This is a genomic window from Olivibacter domesticus, from assembly GCF_900109575.1.
GTDB lineage: Bacteria > Bacteroidota > Bacteroidia > Sphingobacteriales > Sphingobacteriaceae > Olivibacter > Olivibacter domesticus.
Genome location: NZ_FOAF01000001.1, coordinates 719,525 through 736,951, shown reverse-complemented (window position 1 = coordinate 736,951; position 17,427 = coordinate 719,525). Strand labels below are relative to the sequence as shown.

The window sequence follows — 17,427 nt, the reverse complement described above, 5'->3', positions numbered from 1 at the left end:
GTGTATGGAAGAGATTATAAGAGAGGGTTCAAGCAGGGAATTACCTGCGTTCAGAATCGGAAGGATGGATTTGGTGGTGGATGTACTCTTCTCGGAGATAAGGGAAAAAGGGCATCCTGAAAATTGCATATCTCTCGAAGATATGGATAAACGGCCAAATGGCGGGTATAGCTTTGTGTTGGATGGCGATTGCTTGCTTCCAAGTTATGCAATGGGCTCAGGAAGCTTGCACCAGGTGGAAGTTAACGTTCCGGAAATGGTGAAATTTGATCCGGAAGGGATGGCGTTAAAATATGGAGTGAAGGTTACCGACTTACCTGCGCGGGATATGGATTGCAAGTGTGACAGGGTGTTGGTGGATCAGCTACTGGATGGGACAGGAATTGCTATTAAAATAATTGACCAAATATATCAAGTGGATACTGTCGTAGAGAACTTAAGGCCCATTGATGGGCATGGAGGTATGATCGCTAAGCATGATTTAGATTGGTCCCCAGACATGGAAAAATTTTTCTTTTATTTTGATACTGAAAATAAGCAAACTATCAAAATTCCTGAAAACAGCTTGGAGCCGCCTAAGAATGCAGTTATGGTAGTCCTTCCATATGATCTTTTTAGCAATTCTATTGGCAGTTTCGTCTCCCGAAATCCAGGTATAAATAGAGATTTTTTTTCAAGGTTTCCCGTACAGCTAAATTTTGAGAGTCGGATTTATCCCTTGTCGCAATCACCGATAGGTCAGCTTATCCGTGAGCAACAGCAACAGAAGATACCTGCAGAGGAAGACCATAATAGAATCAATAAAAGGGGTTTACATATTTAATGGCTTCTTATAGGCGGCTAAGAGGAATGGTAAATAGGAGGGGTTATGGAAGAGATGAAAAGTGAGGAAGCAGAAAGAAGGTTGCCGGAGATCGATATACATGGAACGGCCTTTATCGTTGATGTTGCTTTCTCAGAGTTACGTGAGAAGGGGAAGGCAGATAACTGTATCTCCTTCCACGAACTTGATAATGTGCCGAGTGGGGGATATTTTCTCTGGTACGATAAAAAGAGGAAGCAGGCGGCAGATATTTATTCCGATGATAGCCAGGTAGTGGCTGTACATCTCGATGAAATGGTGAAGAATGATCCTTTAGGAATGTCTTCAAAATATGGGATAGCGCTTGCTGATCTTCCGGAACGAGACGTGGATTGCCGCTTCGATGCTTCCATTTTAGCAAGGCGGGAGAATGAAGTGCCTATTGTGAAAATATTAGATAACCATTACTTAATGGACATACCCTCGGGAATTTTAAAACCACTGGATAAGGCGGGACCTACTATAAACATGAGGGAGTTCAGTTGGGACGGAAATGTCGATAAAAGCTTTTTCTATTATGATTATGAAGAAAGGAAGCGTGTCATTATTCCTCCGGACATCATGGAAGAACCTAAGAATGTGGTGTTAGTTGTTTTGCCCAATATCTTCTTTATGGATCGTGAGTTCCCGCAGAACGTGCTCAGGGATCAAGGATCAGCTACTCCGCAGACCTATTACCCAACCAGGGTATTTCCCTTGTCGGAAACCATTATTCCAGCGTTAATAGAGGAAAATAAACGGATGTCAACAGCTCGAGTGCCTAAAAAAGGATTCCATATTTAAAAAAACAACAGGTAATAAGAATAAAAGTTGTGTGTTTAGGAGGTTTGAGATGGTGGATGAGCGAATTATTATACTGGGCAATATTTTTAAGGTAGACAGGCAGGCCGGGGTGTTTAAATCGGTAGGTGCTAAGAAATATACGTTTTCTATTAGCCTATGGAAAACGCAAAATGAACTCGCCTTTGCCAGGTTTGACCGCGATAATGGCCGGTTATTTCCTGATTGTATGGCAACGGCAAACAGCAAACAGTATGAGCAGGTAGCGTTGCCGAGTGAGTTTCTGGCGCCTCATTTCAAGGGTAATGAGGAATATGCAAAAGAGATGAACCGGAAAAGTTATGCGCATAATTGGGGCGTGTTATTTTTCGATAAAGCCATTGCTGATCGTTTAGCCGAAAAACTCCCTAGCGTTGCTATTGACGGCCTTCCATATATGGTCGATTGGAAGAAGAAAAAATTAATACAGGTTGGACACCCGAAAAGGGTCGTTGATTTAGGTTTGCTAACGACTGTTGATGGTGGGGCTTCCTATGAGGGATATTTGCACAAACCATCAGGAAAAGTTCTTGGCAGGGATGTTAAGCGGTCCATCATATTTCTACCTGAAACGGTTTTTATCAGGATTCCAAGTGGATTTAAACTTGATCCTATCGGTGTGGCCCGGGAATTAGGCCTTTCAGAGGTTTCGCTGCTTCACCATTACCCTATTATGGAAGAGGTAATGGAGGTAGTGTGTAAGGATAATAAAAGACAATCCCCCGTGAGATAAAATGAGGAGATAGGTTATGGAAGTGAAAGATGTGGAAGGAAGAAAACTACCGGAAGTAGAAATCGCCGGAGTAAAGTTTCTGGCAGATGCCATTAGTGGTGAATTTATAGAGGCGTCAAATCCGAAAAACACCATCAGTATTTATGAAATGATGATTTTCGACACCCATTATGAAATGCTATTTGATAAACGGACGAATCAGCCATATGAGGGCCGTTGGGATGAGGCGGAAAGGGATAAGGATCTGGAGTATGTGCGGTTGAGAACCTTGCAGGAGCTAGATCCCGAAGGGATGGATATCCTGTTAAAGCAGAATAAAGTTGTATGGATAGAGCTGGATGGTCTTTCCCTACCCAAAGTGAAGATTCACGATGCGGAATTTTACATTGACCCCCTGCGGAAGGGATTAAGGGATGTGGATAATAAGTGGAATGTCATTCGATTTACCGATATGGTTCCAAATAAAGGAGGGCAGCATGAAATTTACTATGATACCAAGTGCAGGAATGTCTCTTTAGATATTGATATAAATAATCCACCTACTCCTCTTCCTGGGCATATCGTTCGTGTAAAGGTACCGAAGGATGAATTTAATATTGTTTGTAAGAAAGTCATGGCAGAATGGGTGGCAGAGAAGCAAGCAATATCGGGCACTTCTGAAGCAAAAAGGAATAAGAAAATGGGGTTATAGGGGTCGCATGCAACGTCACCGTTAACAGAAAGCATATCGTGAATTAAGAAGGGAATTTTTTAAAAGGGTTGAGATGGAAAAGTGGTTGGATGAGTGGTTGCCGATATTCGGTGTAGAGCATGATTGTATTCTTAGCAAGCAGGGCGATGTGACGATTGCCTACAAGGTTAACTTGCCTGAGATTTTTACCTTAAGTACAGAAGACTATGATAATCTTCATCATGCCTGGATAAGAGGATTAAAGACATTGCCGAAACATACAGTGTTTCATAAGCAGGATTGGTTTTTGCAAAAAAAGTATGTTCCTCCGCTTACAGGAAATACCCCCAGTTACTTGAATAAGGCAAGCGCCAAACATTTCGCAGGGCGTTTATTTTTAGATCATTCTTGCTATTTGTTTTTAACGAAAAAGGCCGACGGAAGAAAAATTAGTACGAGTCTGTTTTCCAATATTATACGTAAGAGCATTGTTCCTGAGCTGACCCTAAAGGAAGAGTTCTTAACCGACTTTCAGGATATCTGTGGGCAGTTTAAGCAGATTATCGAGGCTACCGGTCTTGTACGTTTGAACCGTCTTAAAGGGGAGGAATTAATGAGTCAGCGGCGTTCCCTGGGCGTCGTGGAACAATATTGCAGCCTTTCGGAAAAGGCCGATGAATTCCTCATGAAAGATATCAGTACGGAGGGGGGACTACATATTGGAGATAAACAATGCATGTTATTCAGTTTGGGAGATGCCATTGACCTGCCACATCTTTGCGGTAGTCGTTTAACCTACGATAAATATAGTACAGACCGCACCAAATTTTCGATTGGTTTTGCCACTCCACTTGGCTTGCTCTTACCCTGCAATCATCTATATAACCAGTTTATTTTTATAGATGACGGGCAGCAGACCATTAACCAAATGGAGAAGAAGCGCCTACGGCTGCAGTCGCTTTCGGCCTACAGCAGGGAAAATGCCATTGCCAGAGACGCCACTAATGACTTCCTGAATGAAGCTATCGGCGAGCAGCGCTTACCGGTGAAGGCGCACTTTAATGTGATGTTATGGTCCAGGGATGACAAGGAATTAAAGGAGTTGAAGAATCTTGCCAGTGCATCCTTTGCACAAATGGATGCTGCAGCAAAAGAAGAAACAGTTGGAGCTCCCCAGATATATTGGGCGGGTATCCCCGGCAATTCAGCGGACTTTCCGATGAATGATAGTTTCGATACGTTCGCAGAACAGGCCTCCTGCTTTCTCAATGCAGAAACAAATTATCGTAGTGCCCCACCTGAGTCCGGTATACGTTTTTGTGATCGTATCAGTGGGAAGCCCGTGTACATAGATATGTTTGATGAGCCCAGGAAAATCGGGTGGACAAGCAATATGGGCCTGCTCTGTGCGGGAAGCAGTGGCGGAGGTAAAAGTATGACTGTAAACCACATCCTCCGGAGTCTTTATGATCAGGGTGCCCATTGCCTGATTGTCGATATCGGAGGTTCCTACCGGGCGTTGTGCGAGCTGTTTAATGGCTATTATTTCACTTATGATGAAAAAAGCCCTATCAGTTTCAATCCTTTTTATCTGGCTGATGGTATGACCTTGGATACTGAAAAAAAGGAAAGCCTAAAATCATTGTTAGTGGCCCTTTGGAAGCAGGAGAATGAAAGTTTTTACCGGGCCGAATATGTGGCCCTGTCGAATGCTTTGCAGGGATATTATAGCAAGCTCGCTAAAAATGAAGATATTTTTCCCTGCTTTAATACTTTTTATGAGTACCTGGAAGGGGAATACCGGGATATCCTTATCACCCACCGGGTAAAGGATAAAGACTTTGATGTCGATAATTTTCTCTATGTGCTACGTCCCTATTACAAGGGCAATGAATTTGATTTTCTGCTTAATGCCACGGAAAACCTGGACCTGTTAAATCAGCAGTTTACGGTATATGAGTTAGACAATTTGAAGGACCACAATATTTTGTTCAGTGTTGTAACACTGATTCTCGTAGAGAGCTTCGTTTCCAAGATGCGGAAATTAAAAGGAATACGGAAAGTACTGATTATTGATGAAGCCTGGAAAGCTATTACTAAGAGCGGCATGGCTGAATTTTTAAAGTATGCGTTTAAGACCATCAGGAAATATAATGGAATTCCGGGTGTGATTACCCAAGAGCTGGACGACCTGGTAAGTTCAGAAATCATCAAGGATGCTATTATCAATAATGCGGATATCAAGATTTTATTGAGCATGAAAAAATTCATGAACAAATTTGATAAGCTGCAGACGACACTCGGAATGTCAGATAAAGCAAAATCCATTCTCCTTTCGGTTAACCAGGATGAGCGGGAAGTATTCATTGACCTGGGTGGACAACATTGCAAGGTGTTTAAGAATGAGCTTTCCCCGCACGAATATTTTGCTTTTACCACCGATGGTAAGGAAAGGGTAAAGGTTCTTGAATATGCCGAGCGGTATGGCAGTATGGAAGCAGGCATTGATGAGCTAGTGAAAGAGCGGGCATAATAGACCGCGTAGTCGGAATTTAAAGGGGGTGATTATGAAGTGTTGGGTGCGGAAAGTGGTAGTAGTTATGATGTGCAGTTTCCTGTTGTTGCCATCCCAGGAGGTTAGCGCCTTTCCGATATTGGAAATCATTAAGGCAGCGGTTGTAAAAGTGATCAAGGCAGTGGATTTAGCAATTCAGCGCCAGCAGAATAAGATTATCTGGTTGCAGAATGCGGAAAAGGCGCTCGAAAATGCCATGGCTAAACTGAAGCTGGAGGAAATTTCAAAGTGGTCAGAAAGGCAGCGGGAGCAGTATGCCAAATACTTTGAAGAGTTGCAAAAGGTAAAGTTGATGATCACTTTTTATTCCAGAATTAAAGACATAACCAGTAATCAGGCCCAGATTGTACTTGAATTTCAGAATACCTGGAAGGTGCTTCAAGGTGACCGTCATTTTAATCGGTCTGAAATTGAATATATGGGGACGGTATACAGTGGCATTTTAAATGAGACCATCCAGCATATTGATGAGTTAAGTTTAGTTGTTAATTCTTTCCAGACACAGATGAGTGACGCTAAACGGTTGGAAATGATCAATGCAGTTGGAGACCGTGTAGAGGAGAATCTGCGGGACATCAGAATTTTTAATAGAGAGAATGCGATGCTTTCTATTCAACGTGCCAGGTCTCAGGGAGATATCAGCCTGATGAAAGCATTGTATGGAATTGAATAATGGGATTGGAAAAAATTTGCAGGAGGTGGGTGATGAAAGTGGTGGTATTGATGTTTTTTTTATTAGGCGCGCTAGGTGGACAAACGTTACAGGCACAAACCTTTTCGGAGTGGTTTAAGCAGAAGAAAACTCAAAAGAAGTATCTGGCACAGCAGATTGCAGCCCTGGAAGTCTACAAACGATATTTACGGGATGGTTGGGATATCGCACAAACAGGCCTTACAGCCATCCGGAAATTTAATGGTGGTGAGTGGGGGCTACATGAGCTATTTTTTACTTCCCTGAAAAAAATCAACCCGGCTATCAAGAGTTATCCAAAAATAGGGGAAATTATTTTGTTGCAGGTAAGGATCATCGATGTGCACAACAGAAATATGCGGGACCTGCAAAGCAGTGGTATGCTGGATAGTGAGGAATTGTCTTTTGTTGACGGTGCCTATGATAAGTTAATGATGGACTGTTCTGCATTGATTGATGAGCTGACGGAATTAACAACGGCAGGGCATTTTGAACTGAATGATGATGAACGGATCAGTCGAATTGATCAATTATATGAGGAGGCAATGGGGCAGTATACTTTTGCGCATGAATTCGGGAAGGAAGCGTTGATATTGGCAATGCACAGGACGAAGGAAAGGGATGATGTGAGATTCTTGGGGACATGGCAGGGAATCGATCCTTAAGGTATGGGAGTATCCCAAATGATGAATGTCGGGTTAAAGAATGAGGGTGGTTGTTGGGAATAAATAATGTGGAGATGAAAAAGGGAGTGTTGGTTGTGGTGATGGTGCTGAGCCTGAATTTATATAGCTATGGGCAGGCGAATGAAATAGCGCAGCTGTTGCTAAACGTAGAGAAATTATCGCAGTTTAATCAGATTCTTAAGGACCTGAAGACAAGTTATAAGATACTGAGCACGGGGTATACGGCTATTAAAGATATCAGTGAAGGGAATTTTACGCTACATAAGCAATTTCTGGATGGATTGATGGCCGTCAGTCCTACGGTAAAGAAGTATCGGAAAATCGGATGGATTGTGGAGGACCAGTTGCGGATGGTGCAGGAGTATAAAAAGGCAAATAAGGTTTTCAGGGCAAATGGGAACTTCAACGCCGAGGAATTAGGCTACGTATCAGGGGTATATGAAAACCTGTTAAAGCTTTCGTTAGGCAACCTGGATGAGCTGATTCTTGTTACCACTGCCGGTAAGTTGCGCATGAGTGACGATGAACGCCTGAAGGCGATAGATAGGATCTACCTCGATATGCAGGATAAGCTCCACTTCCTTTGGGATTTTAATAGCAGTACCGCGTTGCTTGCAATGCAGCGGCAGAAGGAACGGGTTGGTATAGATGTTATGCAACAGATGCATGATGTTGTGGAGTAAGCAAATGTTGGCATAAAAAGAGATTGGTAATGTGTAAATGGAAAGTGTTGATAGTGGGAATCAGTGGAATATTGCTGCCAATGATTGTTTTGGCCGATGTGGCCGATAAGATTCACAGTTTGCATGGGGTACTGGACACCCTAAAGGATGAAATGGTTCCCATGTGTGCTGAGCTTACTGATATTGGGCGGGCAATCGGTGGTTTGGGTGCGTTATTTTATATCGGTGCGCGGGTGTGGAAACATATAGCGAACGCAGAACCCGTAGATTTCTACCCTTTATTCCGTCCGTTCTGTTTGGGATTTTGTATTGCTTTTTTTCCACTCGTCATTGGGACGATTGACGCAATTTTAAAGCCTACGGTAACGGGGACGGCAGCAATGGTGGATAACTCAAACCAAGCTATTAAAATGTTATTGAAGGAAAAGGAAGAGGCCATCCTGAAATCGGATGCCTGGTTGATGTATGTGGGTGAAAATGATTTGGGTGATCGGGATCGGTGGTTGCGCTATACAAAAGGTATTAAGAATACTGATCCGTTGCCCAAGGAAAATATTTTTGATGTTTTTAAGAACGATGTGAAGTTCTCTTTCGCCAAGGCTTCCTATAATTTTCGTAATACTGTCAAAGAGTGGCTCAGTGAAATTCTGCAGATCCTGTTTCAAGCGGCTTCCCTCACGATCAACACGATACGGATATTTCAATTAGTGGTACTGGCAATCCTTGGGCCTATTGTTTTCGCTCTGGCCATATTTGATGGGTTGCAGCAAACTTTGTCTACCTGGCTTTCCAAGTATATAAATATCTACCTGTGGCTGCCGGTGTGCAACATCTTTGGGGCGATCATCGGTAAAATTCAGGTAAAAATGCTTGCGCTGGACCTGGATCAGATCGATAACACCGGAGACACATTCTTCAGTGCCCTGGATACAGGGTATCTGGTTTTCATGATCATTGGTATCGTAGGATATTTTACCGTTCCAACCGTTGCCAGCTTTGTGGTGAGCACGATGGGGGGAGGCATGATGCAGAAGGTTACCAGTACGGTCATGACGATGGGCAGTATGGCTGGTGGATTGGCTTCGGGTGGGGCTTCATTAGTGGCTAAGGGCGCTGGTGCAGTGGCGAATCTCGATAATTATACTGGTGGTGGCGGTGGTGATGCAGCGGCATTTAAAATGGCGGGAGAAGCTAAAAACAATGCAGCTGGTGGTCAAGGGGTAAATGCGATGGCTGGTAAGCTGAGTGATTCCCCATCGGGCAATCAGGGCGGGACCAGCTAGATCTATAATAGTAGTCAGCAAACACAAGTGATAGAAGGAAAAGGAGGATGTGATGTTTAGAAAGATGAAAAATATAGATACGGCATTTAAGCAGATGCGTATGGTCTCCCTGGTTGTAGTTGTCGGCTCTGTCGTGCTATGCTGCTATGTAATATACAAATGTTTCTCCGTAGCTATGACGGCGCAGGATAAAGTATTTGTGCTGGCCAACGGGAAAGCGCTAGAGGCTTATGCATCAGAACGAAAAGATAACGTTCCCGTTGAGGTCAGGGATCATATAAAGACGTTTCATGGTTTTTTCTTTAATCTTTCCCCGGATGAAAAGGTAATCAATGAAAACATTACCAAGGCACTTTATCTGGCAGATGAATCAGCTAAAAGACAATATGATAATCTGAAGGAGGGAAATTATTACAGCAATATCATCAGTGGCAATATCCGGCAAGAAATTACTATTGATAGCATTAGCCTTGATATCGATCATTATCCTATTTATTTCCTGTGTAAAGCTACCCAGGTGATCACCAGGTCATCGACCATTGTCCATCGGAGTTTGGTAACGGAGGGTTATTTACGTGAGGTGTCAAGAAGTGATAACAATCCCCATGGTTTTTTGATTGAGCGATGGAAAATTTTAGAGAACAAGGATATAAGTGTTGAAAATCGATGAAGATGAGGAGAAATATTTTTGGCAGGCTACTGCCTGAGCGCAGGCCGACGAGCGAACTATCGCGCCAGGAGGTGATGGCGCGTTCTATCGGATCACGGGTTCTTTGGATTCAACAGGGGTGGGCTAATTGGATGCAGCGGTGGACACAGAAAATAAGCAAAGAAGGCAGGATTGCTTTATTAGTTGCCTTTTTATTCGTGGGGCTATCCTTTTGCCTATGTATGGTATTGGGAAAACGCATCCAATTAGGGGTGTTAGGCTCGGGGCAGGTATATTCAGTTGCTTTTGGTGATCGACATACAGGCATCATTATCGCCCGACAGGATGAAAGGGAGCTGGTGCTTAAAGGGATCTACCGGCATCTACTAGCTTCACAGAAATTTCTGGATAGCTTAAAGCTGACCCCTGCAGGTAGGGAGCAGCTACGGGAAATCAGTCTGCGGAGACCGGGCATGATCGACAGTATCAATATGGCTGAAAAGGCGCTCAGAGAACAGTTGAAGATCAAGGAGCGGACAAAATAGGGAAGAATAGTTTGGAAAATGAAAAGCGTGGGCGATGGAAAGTGGTAATTATTCAGAGAAGTTTTTGAAGGACAGAAAGTTTTATACGGTGATTCCAATATTGGTGTTACCATTTCTAACATTATTTTTTTGGGCCCTGGGAGGTGGGCAAGGGGGAGAGCAGGTAGAGGAAGCGCAGACGGATAATGCTTTAAATGTTCAATTGCCGACTGCGGTAAATCCAAGTGATTCCGCTTTAAATAAGATGGCCTTTTATTGGCAGGCCGAACGGGATTCCATTGAACAGTTGAGGATGAAGGAAAATGATCCTTATTATGTGGGAGGGGAGCCCACAGATACTGGCAGGGTACCGGGTTCACTGCAGGATCATATTCAAGGCAGTAATGGGGCTGGTGGGGTAGATGCCAGTGAGGCAAAGGTGCTGGAGCGGCTAAGTGCGCTGGATAAATCTTTAAATGCCAATACTGGCACCGGGGAAACTTCAGAGGCGAAGCATGTCGTGAAGGAATCCACACCTGCTTCGGTCAGTGGAAAGGAGGTAGAACGCTTGGAGAAGTTGATGAGTGGTATGGATGAAGGTAATGCAGAAGACCCTGAATTAAGGCAATTGAGTGGGATGTTAGACCGCATTTTAGATATACAACATCCCGAGCGGGTGAAAGAAAGTCTGCGTAAAACATCTACTACCAATAAGGGGCAGGTCTTTGCGGTTACGGGCATTTCACCGGAAAGTGTGGTATCTACTTTAGATAGCAATGGTAAAGGCAGTTCAGGTGATATTGGGGAGGGATTCTTCACCATTGATCAGGGAGTTGGAGCATCTGATGAGCAGAATGCCATTGCAGCAGTAGTGCATGAAACGCAGACCGTGGTAGATGGTGCTACAGTCAAATTGCGCCTGACGGATGATATTTTTATCAATGGGCAACTGATACCGAAGGATCACTTTGTCTTTGGTACGGCCAAAGTAAGTGGCGAGCGATTAGAAATCAGTATAGAAAGTGTTTTATACAAACAGTCGCTGTATGCGGTGAATCTGGCTGTATATGATATGGATGGGGTTGGGGGTATTTACATCCCCGGCTCTATTTCCAGGGATGTTTCCAAGGAAACCGCCGATCGGTCTTTGCAAAGTTTGGGGATGGCCTCCCTTGATCCAAGTGTAGGGGCTCAAGCAATGACAGCAGGCATAGAGGCAACAAAAAATCTTTTGACAAAAAAAGTAAAGCTAATTAAGGTTACCGTCAAGGCAGGTTATAAAATTTTGCTGAAGGATGAGAACCGGAAGGAAGATTGAATGATTTAGTAACATTGAAGAGAATGGACATGTGTAGAATGAAGAGATTGTGGATCAGTATGGTGATCATGTTTGTAGCAGGGGTGGATGTTTTCGCTCAGGGCGGGGGGAGTGGCAGTGGTACATTACCCGCGCTCAGTTTGAGTATTGCAAATGATAAAACCACTAATTTAATATTCCCCTACGCGATAAAGAGTGTAGATCGCGGCAGTAAAAGTGTGTTGGTTCAGAAAGCCAAGAACGTAGAAAATGTATTGCAGGTTAAAGCAATAGATAGAGCTTTCAAGGAAAGCAACCTAACAGTCATAACGGCAGACGGTACACTTTATTCTTTTTTACTGGTTTATGCCGAGAATCCCCCAGTTTTAAATCTTAAGCTGGGCAAAGATGATGCCCTGCTTCCCATGGTGAAGTTTTCCGATTATTCGGACAATGAGCGGCGCATTAACGGGATTGCTGAATGGGTTTCCACCCGTAAGGCCAGTATTAAGGGTAAGGGGAAAGGACGCTTTGATATGGAGATCAAGTTAATAGGGATTTTTGTTGATAATGATCTTTTATATTTTCAATTCTTTTTATCGAATAACTCCCAGCTGAATTACGATGTCGATCAGCTACGTCTATTTATCAGGGATAAGAAGCAGTCAAAGAGAACCGCTTTTCAGGAAACGGAATTGAACCCGCTGTATGTTCATGGGAATGATCAGGTTATCAGAGCCTACTCCAAGCAGAACATCGTGGCGGCCTTTCCAAAATTCACCATACCGGACAAAAAAGTGCTGGTGGTGCAGCTCCTTGAAAAGAATGGGGGTAGGAATCTGGAATTCCAGGCCAAATACAATACGTTGGAAAAAGTGCTGGAAGTTAAATAGGGCAGTCGATGAATTTTCGTGCATCCTATACGGAGCGGCTACTTATGCTGCTAAGAAAAGAAAGGTGGCAGCAGGGCGCTGAGGCTCTTGTTATAGAAAAGGATTATTTATGGAAAGGGGATAAATGGGCATTTACCTTTTTTAGCGATATAGACCAGGCCGAACAGTTTTGCCAAAATAATCAGGATGTAGCATATAGTCTGATTTATTTAAGAAATGCCTGCACGGTCCTATCGCATGCAAAGGAAGATGCATCGATCCTGATAAGGTCTGGAGAGATTATAGACCTGGCAGGAAGTATTGAAAATATTACAACGATTTAAGTGATAAATGTAATAAAATGGAAAAGGATATGAAAGTAGACAACATTGATTTCTCAATGAAACAAGGAGAGGGCATCGGCTTTTCAGCTTCTGTGCTAAATAAGGTGAAAAAGTTCATAGAAGAAGGCAAACTGCTTAAATTTGATGTTGATTCTGAAAAAAGGGATGAGAAAGGGGTGATGCTAACGGATTCCCGTTATGCTTACGAAGAGAAACTTGATAGGTATTATTTCAAATTTTGGCGTGCAACGCTGGTTGACGATAATGCCAAACAACGGATCAAACAGACGAATGTATATGTCAATCCTTCGTTGTATAACTATACCCTTGATGAGGTAAAATCAATGCTGCGTGGTGGTGCTGTTGAAAGGGAAATGCTCGACAAGGATAAAAATGCTAAGATGGGATGGGCGCAAATTGATCCGAAGGAAGAGGATAAATTTGGTATGCCAAGAATCAGGTTTTTCACCTACGGTTATTCTTTCGAAAAGGCAGTAAATAACTATCTATTCAAAGAAAATGAAAACCAGGCGGCAATGATCGATGCCGTAAATATTGTCAAAAAGGGTGGATTTGCTCCAATGACCGGAGAGGATGGAAATCTCTATTACGTTGGACCGCAGGTACGTTATAATGATGTAGATATTTTTTTTAGCAATATGGTAAAACTAAAAAAAGCAGAGAAGGAAGACCTTATGAAAGTGAAGCCTGAGAATAAACAGGGCGAAGATTTGAATGGTGATACGTCAAAAGAAAATAAACAGAAAAGAGGTATGCACGTGTCCTGAAAATGGACAAGGGATGGTGTAGATAGCAATTACATTCTCTGGAGGAAGAAATGGCAGGAATTTGCCTGCACAGTGCTTCTGTGACAAATTCCTGCCATGATATTTTAAGGATATGGAAAAGGACAGGGTGTATAAGGATGTGCTTCGTTGGGAGACGAGTGAAAAAGAGAGAGAATCGCTTTTTAAGAAGGGACCGAACTTTTACTATCAGAAATTATACTATTTAGAAAAGGTTAAACAGAAGTATTCAAGAACGGAAAATCTGGCGGAGATCATGACCTTGAATATGGTAAGCGACAAGATTGACGAACTTAAAAAACTGATATATCCTAGCACGGTATGGGGGTGGCTTTCAAAGGGATTAGAAGGATTGATGCGCCGTGAGGATCAAAGAAAAGAAATCAGAAAAGAGCTTTTGGCTGAACATCAACAAGAGATTCAAAGTAAGATGGATATAAGTAGTCCTGTAAAGCGGATGCCAAGGCGGGCCCAAAAGGAAACAGCGAAGGAAACGCCCAGAAAAATAGAGGTGAGTGATACCTATCATACCCTGGATCAGGAAACGATTAACTTATATACTGTTTATGAAAAGGATGAGCAGGAAAAATATGTGAAGTCCGGGGTTAGAGCTGAGTACTTTAGGAAGGATCGGGACGAATTGCCTGTAAGGGCTTTCTTTGGTCCTGAAGCGGCTTTAAATACTATGGAGATTCAGACTATTATGGCCGGTAAATCTATCGAACGTTACGGTGGCTCATGGATGAAGCTTGATCTAAATGATAAAGATGCAGATGGCAACTGTAAATTAAAGGTAGTACCCCTGGAACAAGGGTTTAGTCTGAAGGATGCTTTAGAGAAATTTCCAGTAAAAATTGATGTAGAAAAAGCGAGTAAGTTTTTGAGGCAAGGTATAAATTATCCATTTTTTAAAATTGAGGAAGGAGTAGTGAAAAATTATTCACTCTCTGTAGATGCGGATAAGGGCTTGCAGCTTATGGACTATACAGGCAAAAAAACACCTATGTCAACCCTAACGAAAGATAAGACCATCGATGATGCTAAATTGTCTGCAGCCGTTGAAAAGGTATTGGAACATAAAAACGTCAGAAAACTTACGGTATAACATGGTTAAACGGGAGGATGATATGAATGTAAGTTTAGTGTTAACGGCATTTTTTGATGCCATTGCGGAAGATAGACGGATTAGCAGTACCCATATTGGCATATTTGCTGCTTTGGTTCATTTCGGACAAATACGGGGAAGTGATGGAAGTGTACAGGCCTTCAGCTATGAGATCATGAACCATGCAAAAATATCGTCAACGAATACGTATCATAAATGTATACGTGATTTAAGTGCATATGGTTACTTACGGTATGAGCCGTCTTTTAAAAGGAACCAAGGAAGTATGATATTTTTTGTGTGTCCAGATAAGGAACATGCGGTAGTGGAGTGAATGGCGGATAGGCTACTCATCGTTCATGTGATGGCCGTGTTGGGAGGTAAATTGGATTTTTAGCGCGAAAATTAGTATCTTTAAGGTAACATTTCCCCTAAACAGATGCGTCTCTTTTGTGGCCTTACCTCGTTTTTGCAGGCGATGTATGAGACGCTATTAAAATTAAAGATCATGGATACAATTATTAAAAATGAGGAAGATGAAAATCCATTGGAATGGTATAGCCTAACAGAGACCGCTAATAGTATTTTGAATGGATTAATTGCTTACACCTGTCACGAAGAGATCAAGGAGCTGGAAAAGGAATGCCCAGATACGGAGCGCGTTAAAGGATTACAGGCACTTTTTGTAGAGGTGCATGCAGTAAATGACGATCCTGAAAACTTCCAGAGCCAAGATCGGATGAAAGAGATTATTGCCAGATATGGCGGACTATTGAAACACTGAGTAAGGATATAAGACATTTTGTGGTGATGGATTTGGAGGGGTTGAAAAATGTATATGCTATATCAGAAGCAAGATCAAATGCTATTCTTGAGCAGATATTGCGCAAGTTTACCTATAAAAAATCTGCCGCCGCTTCACCGAAGGCTATTATGATCGGAGGTCAGCCGGGATCTGGAAAAACAGAACTTGAAAAGCTCGCCAAAATAGAGTTATTGAATAACGCCGTCATCTGCAATGTAGATCACATGCGAGATTTCCACCCCCTGGCCGCAGAGATTCAGCAATACCATCCGCAGGAATATGGTGCTATCACGAATGATATAGCCCACCATTGGAATAAGGAATTGTGTAAATATTGCAGACGGGAAAATCTCAATTATATTATCGAAACCACTTTCAAAGGGGGGCAGGGCCTAAATGATACCATCCAGGCCACAAAAGATGCAGGATTCCAGGTGGATATCAAATTGCTGGCTGTTAACCCAAAATTAAGCAAATTGGGAATTTACCTGCGTTTTGAGAGCATGATGGAACTCTATGGAAGGGGCAGAACTGTTCCGATAGATGTCCACGACACGATGTTTCAGGCCATACCCCATTCAATTCAAAAAGTCAAGGAAGCAGAACTTTATAATAACTTTAGTATTTATGCCCGCTCAGTGGTATTGGAAGGTACACATCTGAAAAACGGCGTAACGCTTGTTGCACACAATCCCCATAATCCACGCGCCGCTTATCAAGCTGAAATCGATAGATGTTGGCCCCCAAAATTAGAAAGGCATTTTGCAGCTACCTGCAGAAAGGTTTTATCCCTAATGGATAAAAGAAACGCTCCAGAGGAGGAAAAGGAAGTGGTTAAAAATTCTTTGGGTATTTCAGAATTATCCGGGATTAAGAGTAAAAGAAAAAGTTTCCATATATAATTGCAAACACAGTTGAAATCAGTGGTGCAGGAGGCGCTAAGTGTATAAGATGATAGGGGTGAACGAGAGGAGAGGCAATGGAAGATTATGTAAACAGCGTGATAGAGGGTGATTGTTTAAGGGTGATGAAGCGTTTGGCTGATCAAAGTATTGATATGGTGCTGTGTGATCTTCCATATGGTATTACGAACAACCCCTGGGACCAAATAATCGATTTGGTGAAGTTATGGAAAGAGTACAAAAGGATAATTAAGCCGAATGGGGTAATCATTTTAACAAGCGCAGGAAGGTTTACCGGGCAACTCATTGAAAGCAACCCCCAATGGTTTAAATACAAGATAGTTTGGTTGAAGTCGAAAGCGACCAATTTTCTAAACGCCAATAGGCAGCTCCTGCGAAGACATGAAGATATCTGTGTTTTTTATAAAAACCAGCCCGTTTATAATCCGCAGAAAATCGCCGGGGCTCCTTATGATAAAGGCGTGAGACGCGATCAAAAGACAGGAACCTATAATGATTTCGGGACTTCTCGGAGTATTAATCTTTCAGGGATGAGATTTCCATGTGATGTGCTCGTTGAAGTAGAACATCCAATTGATTGGTTATATTTTGTTACCGCCGAACGCGAAGGAAATTTTCATCCCACGCAGAAGCCTGTCGACCTTGCAAGATGGCTAATCCGTACCTACACTCATCCGGGGTATCTGCTGTTGGACAATGCTTGTGGAGGGGGTAGTTTTCTTGTTGCCGCTGTTCTGGAGGGCAGGAATTTTATAGGTATTGAGCTCAATGATCAATCTTATCATTTTGGTAAAAAGGTTGATTATGTAGCCATTTGTCGACAACGAATTGAGGAAGCAGCTCAGCAGCACATATAAAAAATAATGAGCAAAACGATATGGGTAATATCTTCCGAGCAGTTGAAAATAATAAACGGATCGATGTTTACACATCGAGGTCTTACTGCACTGCTCCAGAATGAATCTGTTCCAAAACCTAAAATTGCGCTGATTGACCTAGAAGATCCGTTGTTACAAAAGGAAATTAGAAAGATATTAAATAGGGAGGACGGTTCTGTTAAGAATAGGAGAACTCGTAGAAGGGGACCTAATTTGCATTGA

General features: G+C 42.6%; 21 protein-coding genes. All 21 read left to right on the top strand.

Going from position 1 to position 17,427, the window contains the following annotated elements; genetic code table 11:
- Positions 1–4: 4 nt before the first annotated feature.
- The 21 genes from BMY50_RS03080 to BMY50_RS02980 all read left to right on the top strand — a co-directional run bounded on the left by BMY50_RS03080 (position 5) and on the right by BMY50_RS02980 (position 17,427).
- A complete protein-coding gene (locus BMY50_RS03080) occupies positions 5–823 on the top strand; it encodes a hypothetical protein (RefSeq protein WP_093318181.1) in 819 nt (272 codons plus the stop codon).
- A 45-nt stretch (positions 824–868) separates the two neighbouring features.
- Positions 869–1,645, top strand: coding sequence for a hypothetical protein (locus tag BMY50_RS03075; RefSeq protein ID WP_093318179.1), 777 nt, complete (start codon positions 869–871; stop codon positions 1,643–1,645).
- A 31-nt stretch (positions 1,646–1,676) separates the two neighbouring features.
- On the top strand, positions 1,677–2,414 hold the full coding sequence (locus tag BMY50_RS03070; protein ID WP_139202181.1) for a hypothetical protein: 738 nt from the start codon (positions 1,677–1,679) through the stop codon (positions 2,412–2,414).
- A gap of 16 nt (positions 2,415–2,430) precedes the next feature.
- Positions 2,431–3,105, top strand: coding sequence for a hypothetical protein (locus tag BMY50_RS03065; protein WP_093318170.1), 675 nt, complete (start codon positions 2,431–2,433; stop codon positions 3,103–3,105).
- A gap of 73 nt (positions 3,106–3,178) precedes the next feature.
- A complete protein-coding gene (locus tag BMY50_RS03060) occupies positions 3,179–5,617 on the top strand; it encodes a TraG family conjugative transposon ATPase (protein ID WP_093318169.1) in 2,439 nt (812 codons plus the stop codon).
- Between the two features lie 34 nt (positions 5,618–5,651).
- A complete protein-coding gene (locus BMY50_RS03055) occupies positions 5,652–6,332 on the top strand; it encodes a conjugal transfer protein TraI (RefSeq protein WP_093318168.1) in 681 nt (226 codons plus the stop codon).
- Positions 6,332–7,015 (top strand): hypothetical protein, encoded by a 684-nt coding sequence (locus BMY50_RS03050; protein ID WP_139202180.1) that lies wholly within the window; start codon positions 6,332–6,334, stop codon positions 7,013–7,015. The genes BMY50_RS03055 and BMY50_RS03050 overlap by 1 nt, the downstream gene beginning before the upstream one ends.
- Before the next feature lie 74 nt (positions 7,016–7,089).
- Positions 7,090–7,719 carry a hypothetical protein gene (locus BMY50_RS03045; protein ID WP_093318158.1) on the top strand — a complete coding sequence of 210 codons (630 nt, stop codon included), beginning with the start codon at positions 7,090–7,092 and terminating at the stop codon, positions 7,717–7,719.
- A gap of 29 nt (positions 7,720–7,748) precedes the next feature.
- A complete protein-coding gene (gene traJ, locus BMY50_RS03040) occupies positions 7,749–9,002 on the top strand; it encodes a conjugative transposon protein TraJ (RefSeq protein ID WP_093318156.1) in 1,254 nt (417 codons plus the stop codon).
- A 64-nt stretch (positions 9,003–9,066) separates the two neighbouring features.
- Positions 9,067–9,672: a conjugative transposon protein TraK gene (gene traK, locus BMY50_RS03035; RefSeq protein ID WP_317040805.1), complete on the top strand. Its 606-nt coding sequence runs from the start codon at positions 9,067–9,069 to the stop codon at positions 9,670–9,672.
- 2 nt (positions 9,673–9,674) lie between these two features.
- A complete protein-coding gene (locus BMY50_RS03030; RefSeq protein ID WP_139202179.1) occupies positions 9,675–10,196 on the top strand; it encodes a hypothetical protein in 522 nt (173 codons plus the stop codon).
- A 34-nt stretch (positions 10,197–10,230) separates the two neighbouring features.
- Positions 10,231–11,493, top strand: coding sequence for a conjugative transposon protein TraM (gene traM, locus BMY50_RS03025; RefSeq protein ID WP_093318150.1), 1,263 nt, complete (start codon positions 10,231–10,233; stop codon positions 11,491–11,493).
- A 23-nt stretch (positions 11,494–11,516) separates the two neighbouring features.
- Complete coding sequence (traN, locus tag BMY50_RS03020) at positions 11,517–12,365, top strand: conjugative transposon protein TraN (protein ID WP_139202178.1); 849 nt, start codon at positions 11,517–11,519, stop codon at positions 12,363–12,365.
- Positions 12,366–12,373: 8 nt separating this feature from the next.
- Complete coding sequence (locus tag BMY50_RS03015) at positions 12,374–12,688, top strand: hypothetical protein (protein ID WP_093318147.1); 315 nt, start codon at positions 12,374–12,376, stop codon at positions 12,686–12,688.
- A gap of 17 nt (positions 12,689–12,705) precedes the next feature.
- Positions 12,706–13,476 carry a hypothetical protein gene (locus BMY50_RS03010; protein WP_093318146.1) on the top strand — a complete coding sequence of 257 codons (771 nt, stop codon included), beginning with the start codon at positions 12,706–12,708 and terminating at the stop codon, positions 13,474–13,476.
- A 112-nt stretch (positions 13,477–13,588) separates the two neighbouring features.
- Positions 13,589–14,599: a hypothetical protein gene (locus tag BMY50_RS03005; protein ID WP_093318145.1), complete on the top strand. Its 1,011-nt coding sequence runs from the start codon at positions 13,589–13,591 to the stop codon at positions 14,597–14,599.
- Positions 14,600–14,621: 22 nt separating this feature from the next.
- Positions 14,622–14,933, top strand: coding sequence for a hypothetical protein (locus BMY50_RS03000; RefSeq protein ID WP_093323521.1), 312 nt, complete (start codon positions 14,622–14,624; stop codon positions 14,931–14,933).
- 174 nt (positions 14,934–15,107) lie between these two features.
- Positions 15,108–15,383 carry a hypothetical protein gene (locus BMY50_RS02995; RefSeq protein ID WP_139202176.1) on the top strand — a complete coding sequence of 92 codons (276 nt, stop codon included), beginning with the start codon at positions 15,108–15,110 and terminating at the stop codon, positions 15,381–15,383.
- A 26-nt stretch (positions 15,384–15,409) separates the two neighbouring features.
- Positions 15,410–16,306 carry a zeta toxin family protein gene (locus tag BMY50_RS02990; RefSeq protein ID WP_093318143.1) on the top strand — a complete coding sequence of 299 codons (897 nt, stop codon included), beginning with the start codon at positions 15,410–15,412 and terminating at the stop codon, positions 16,304–16,306.
- 77 nt (positions 16,307–16,383) lie between these two features.
- A complete protein-coding gene (locus BMY50_RS02985; protein WP_093318142.1) occupies positions 16,384–17,184 on the top strand; it encodes a DNA-methyltransferase in 801 nt (266 codons plus the stop codon).
- 6 nt (positions 17,185–17,190) lie between these two features.
- Entirely contained in the window at positions 17,191–17,427 is a 237-nt protein-coding gene (locus BMY50_RS02980; RefSeq protein WP_093318135.1) for a hypothetical protein, read from the top strand.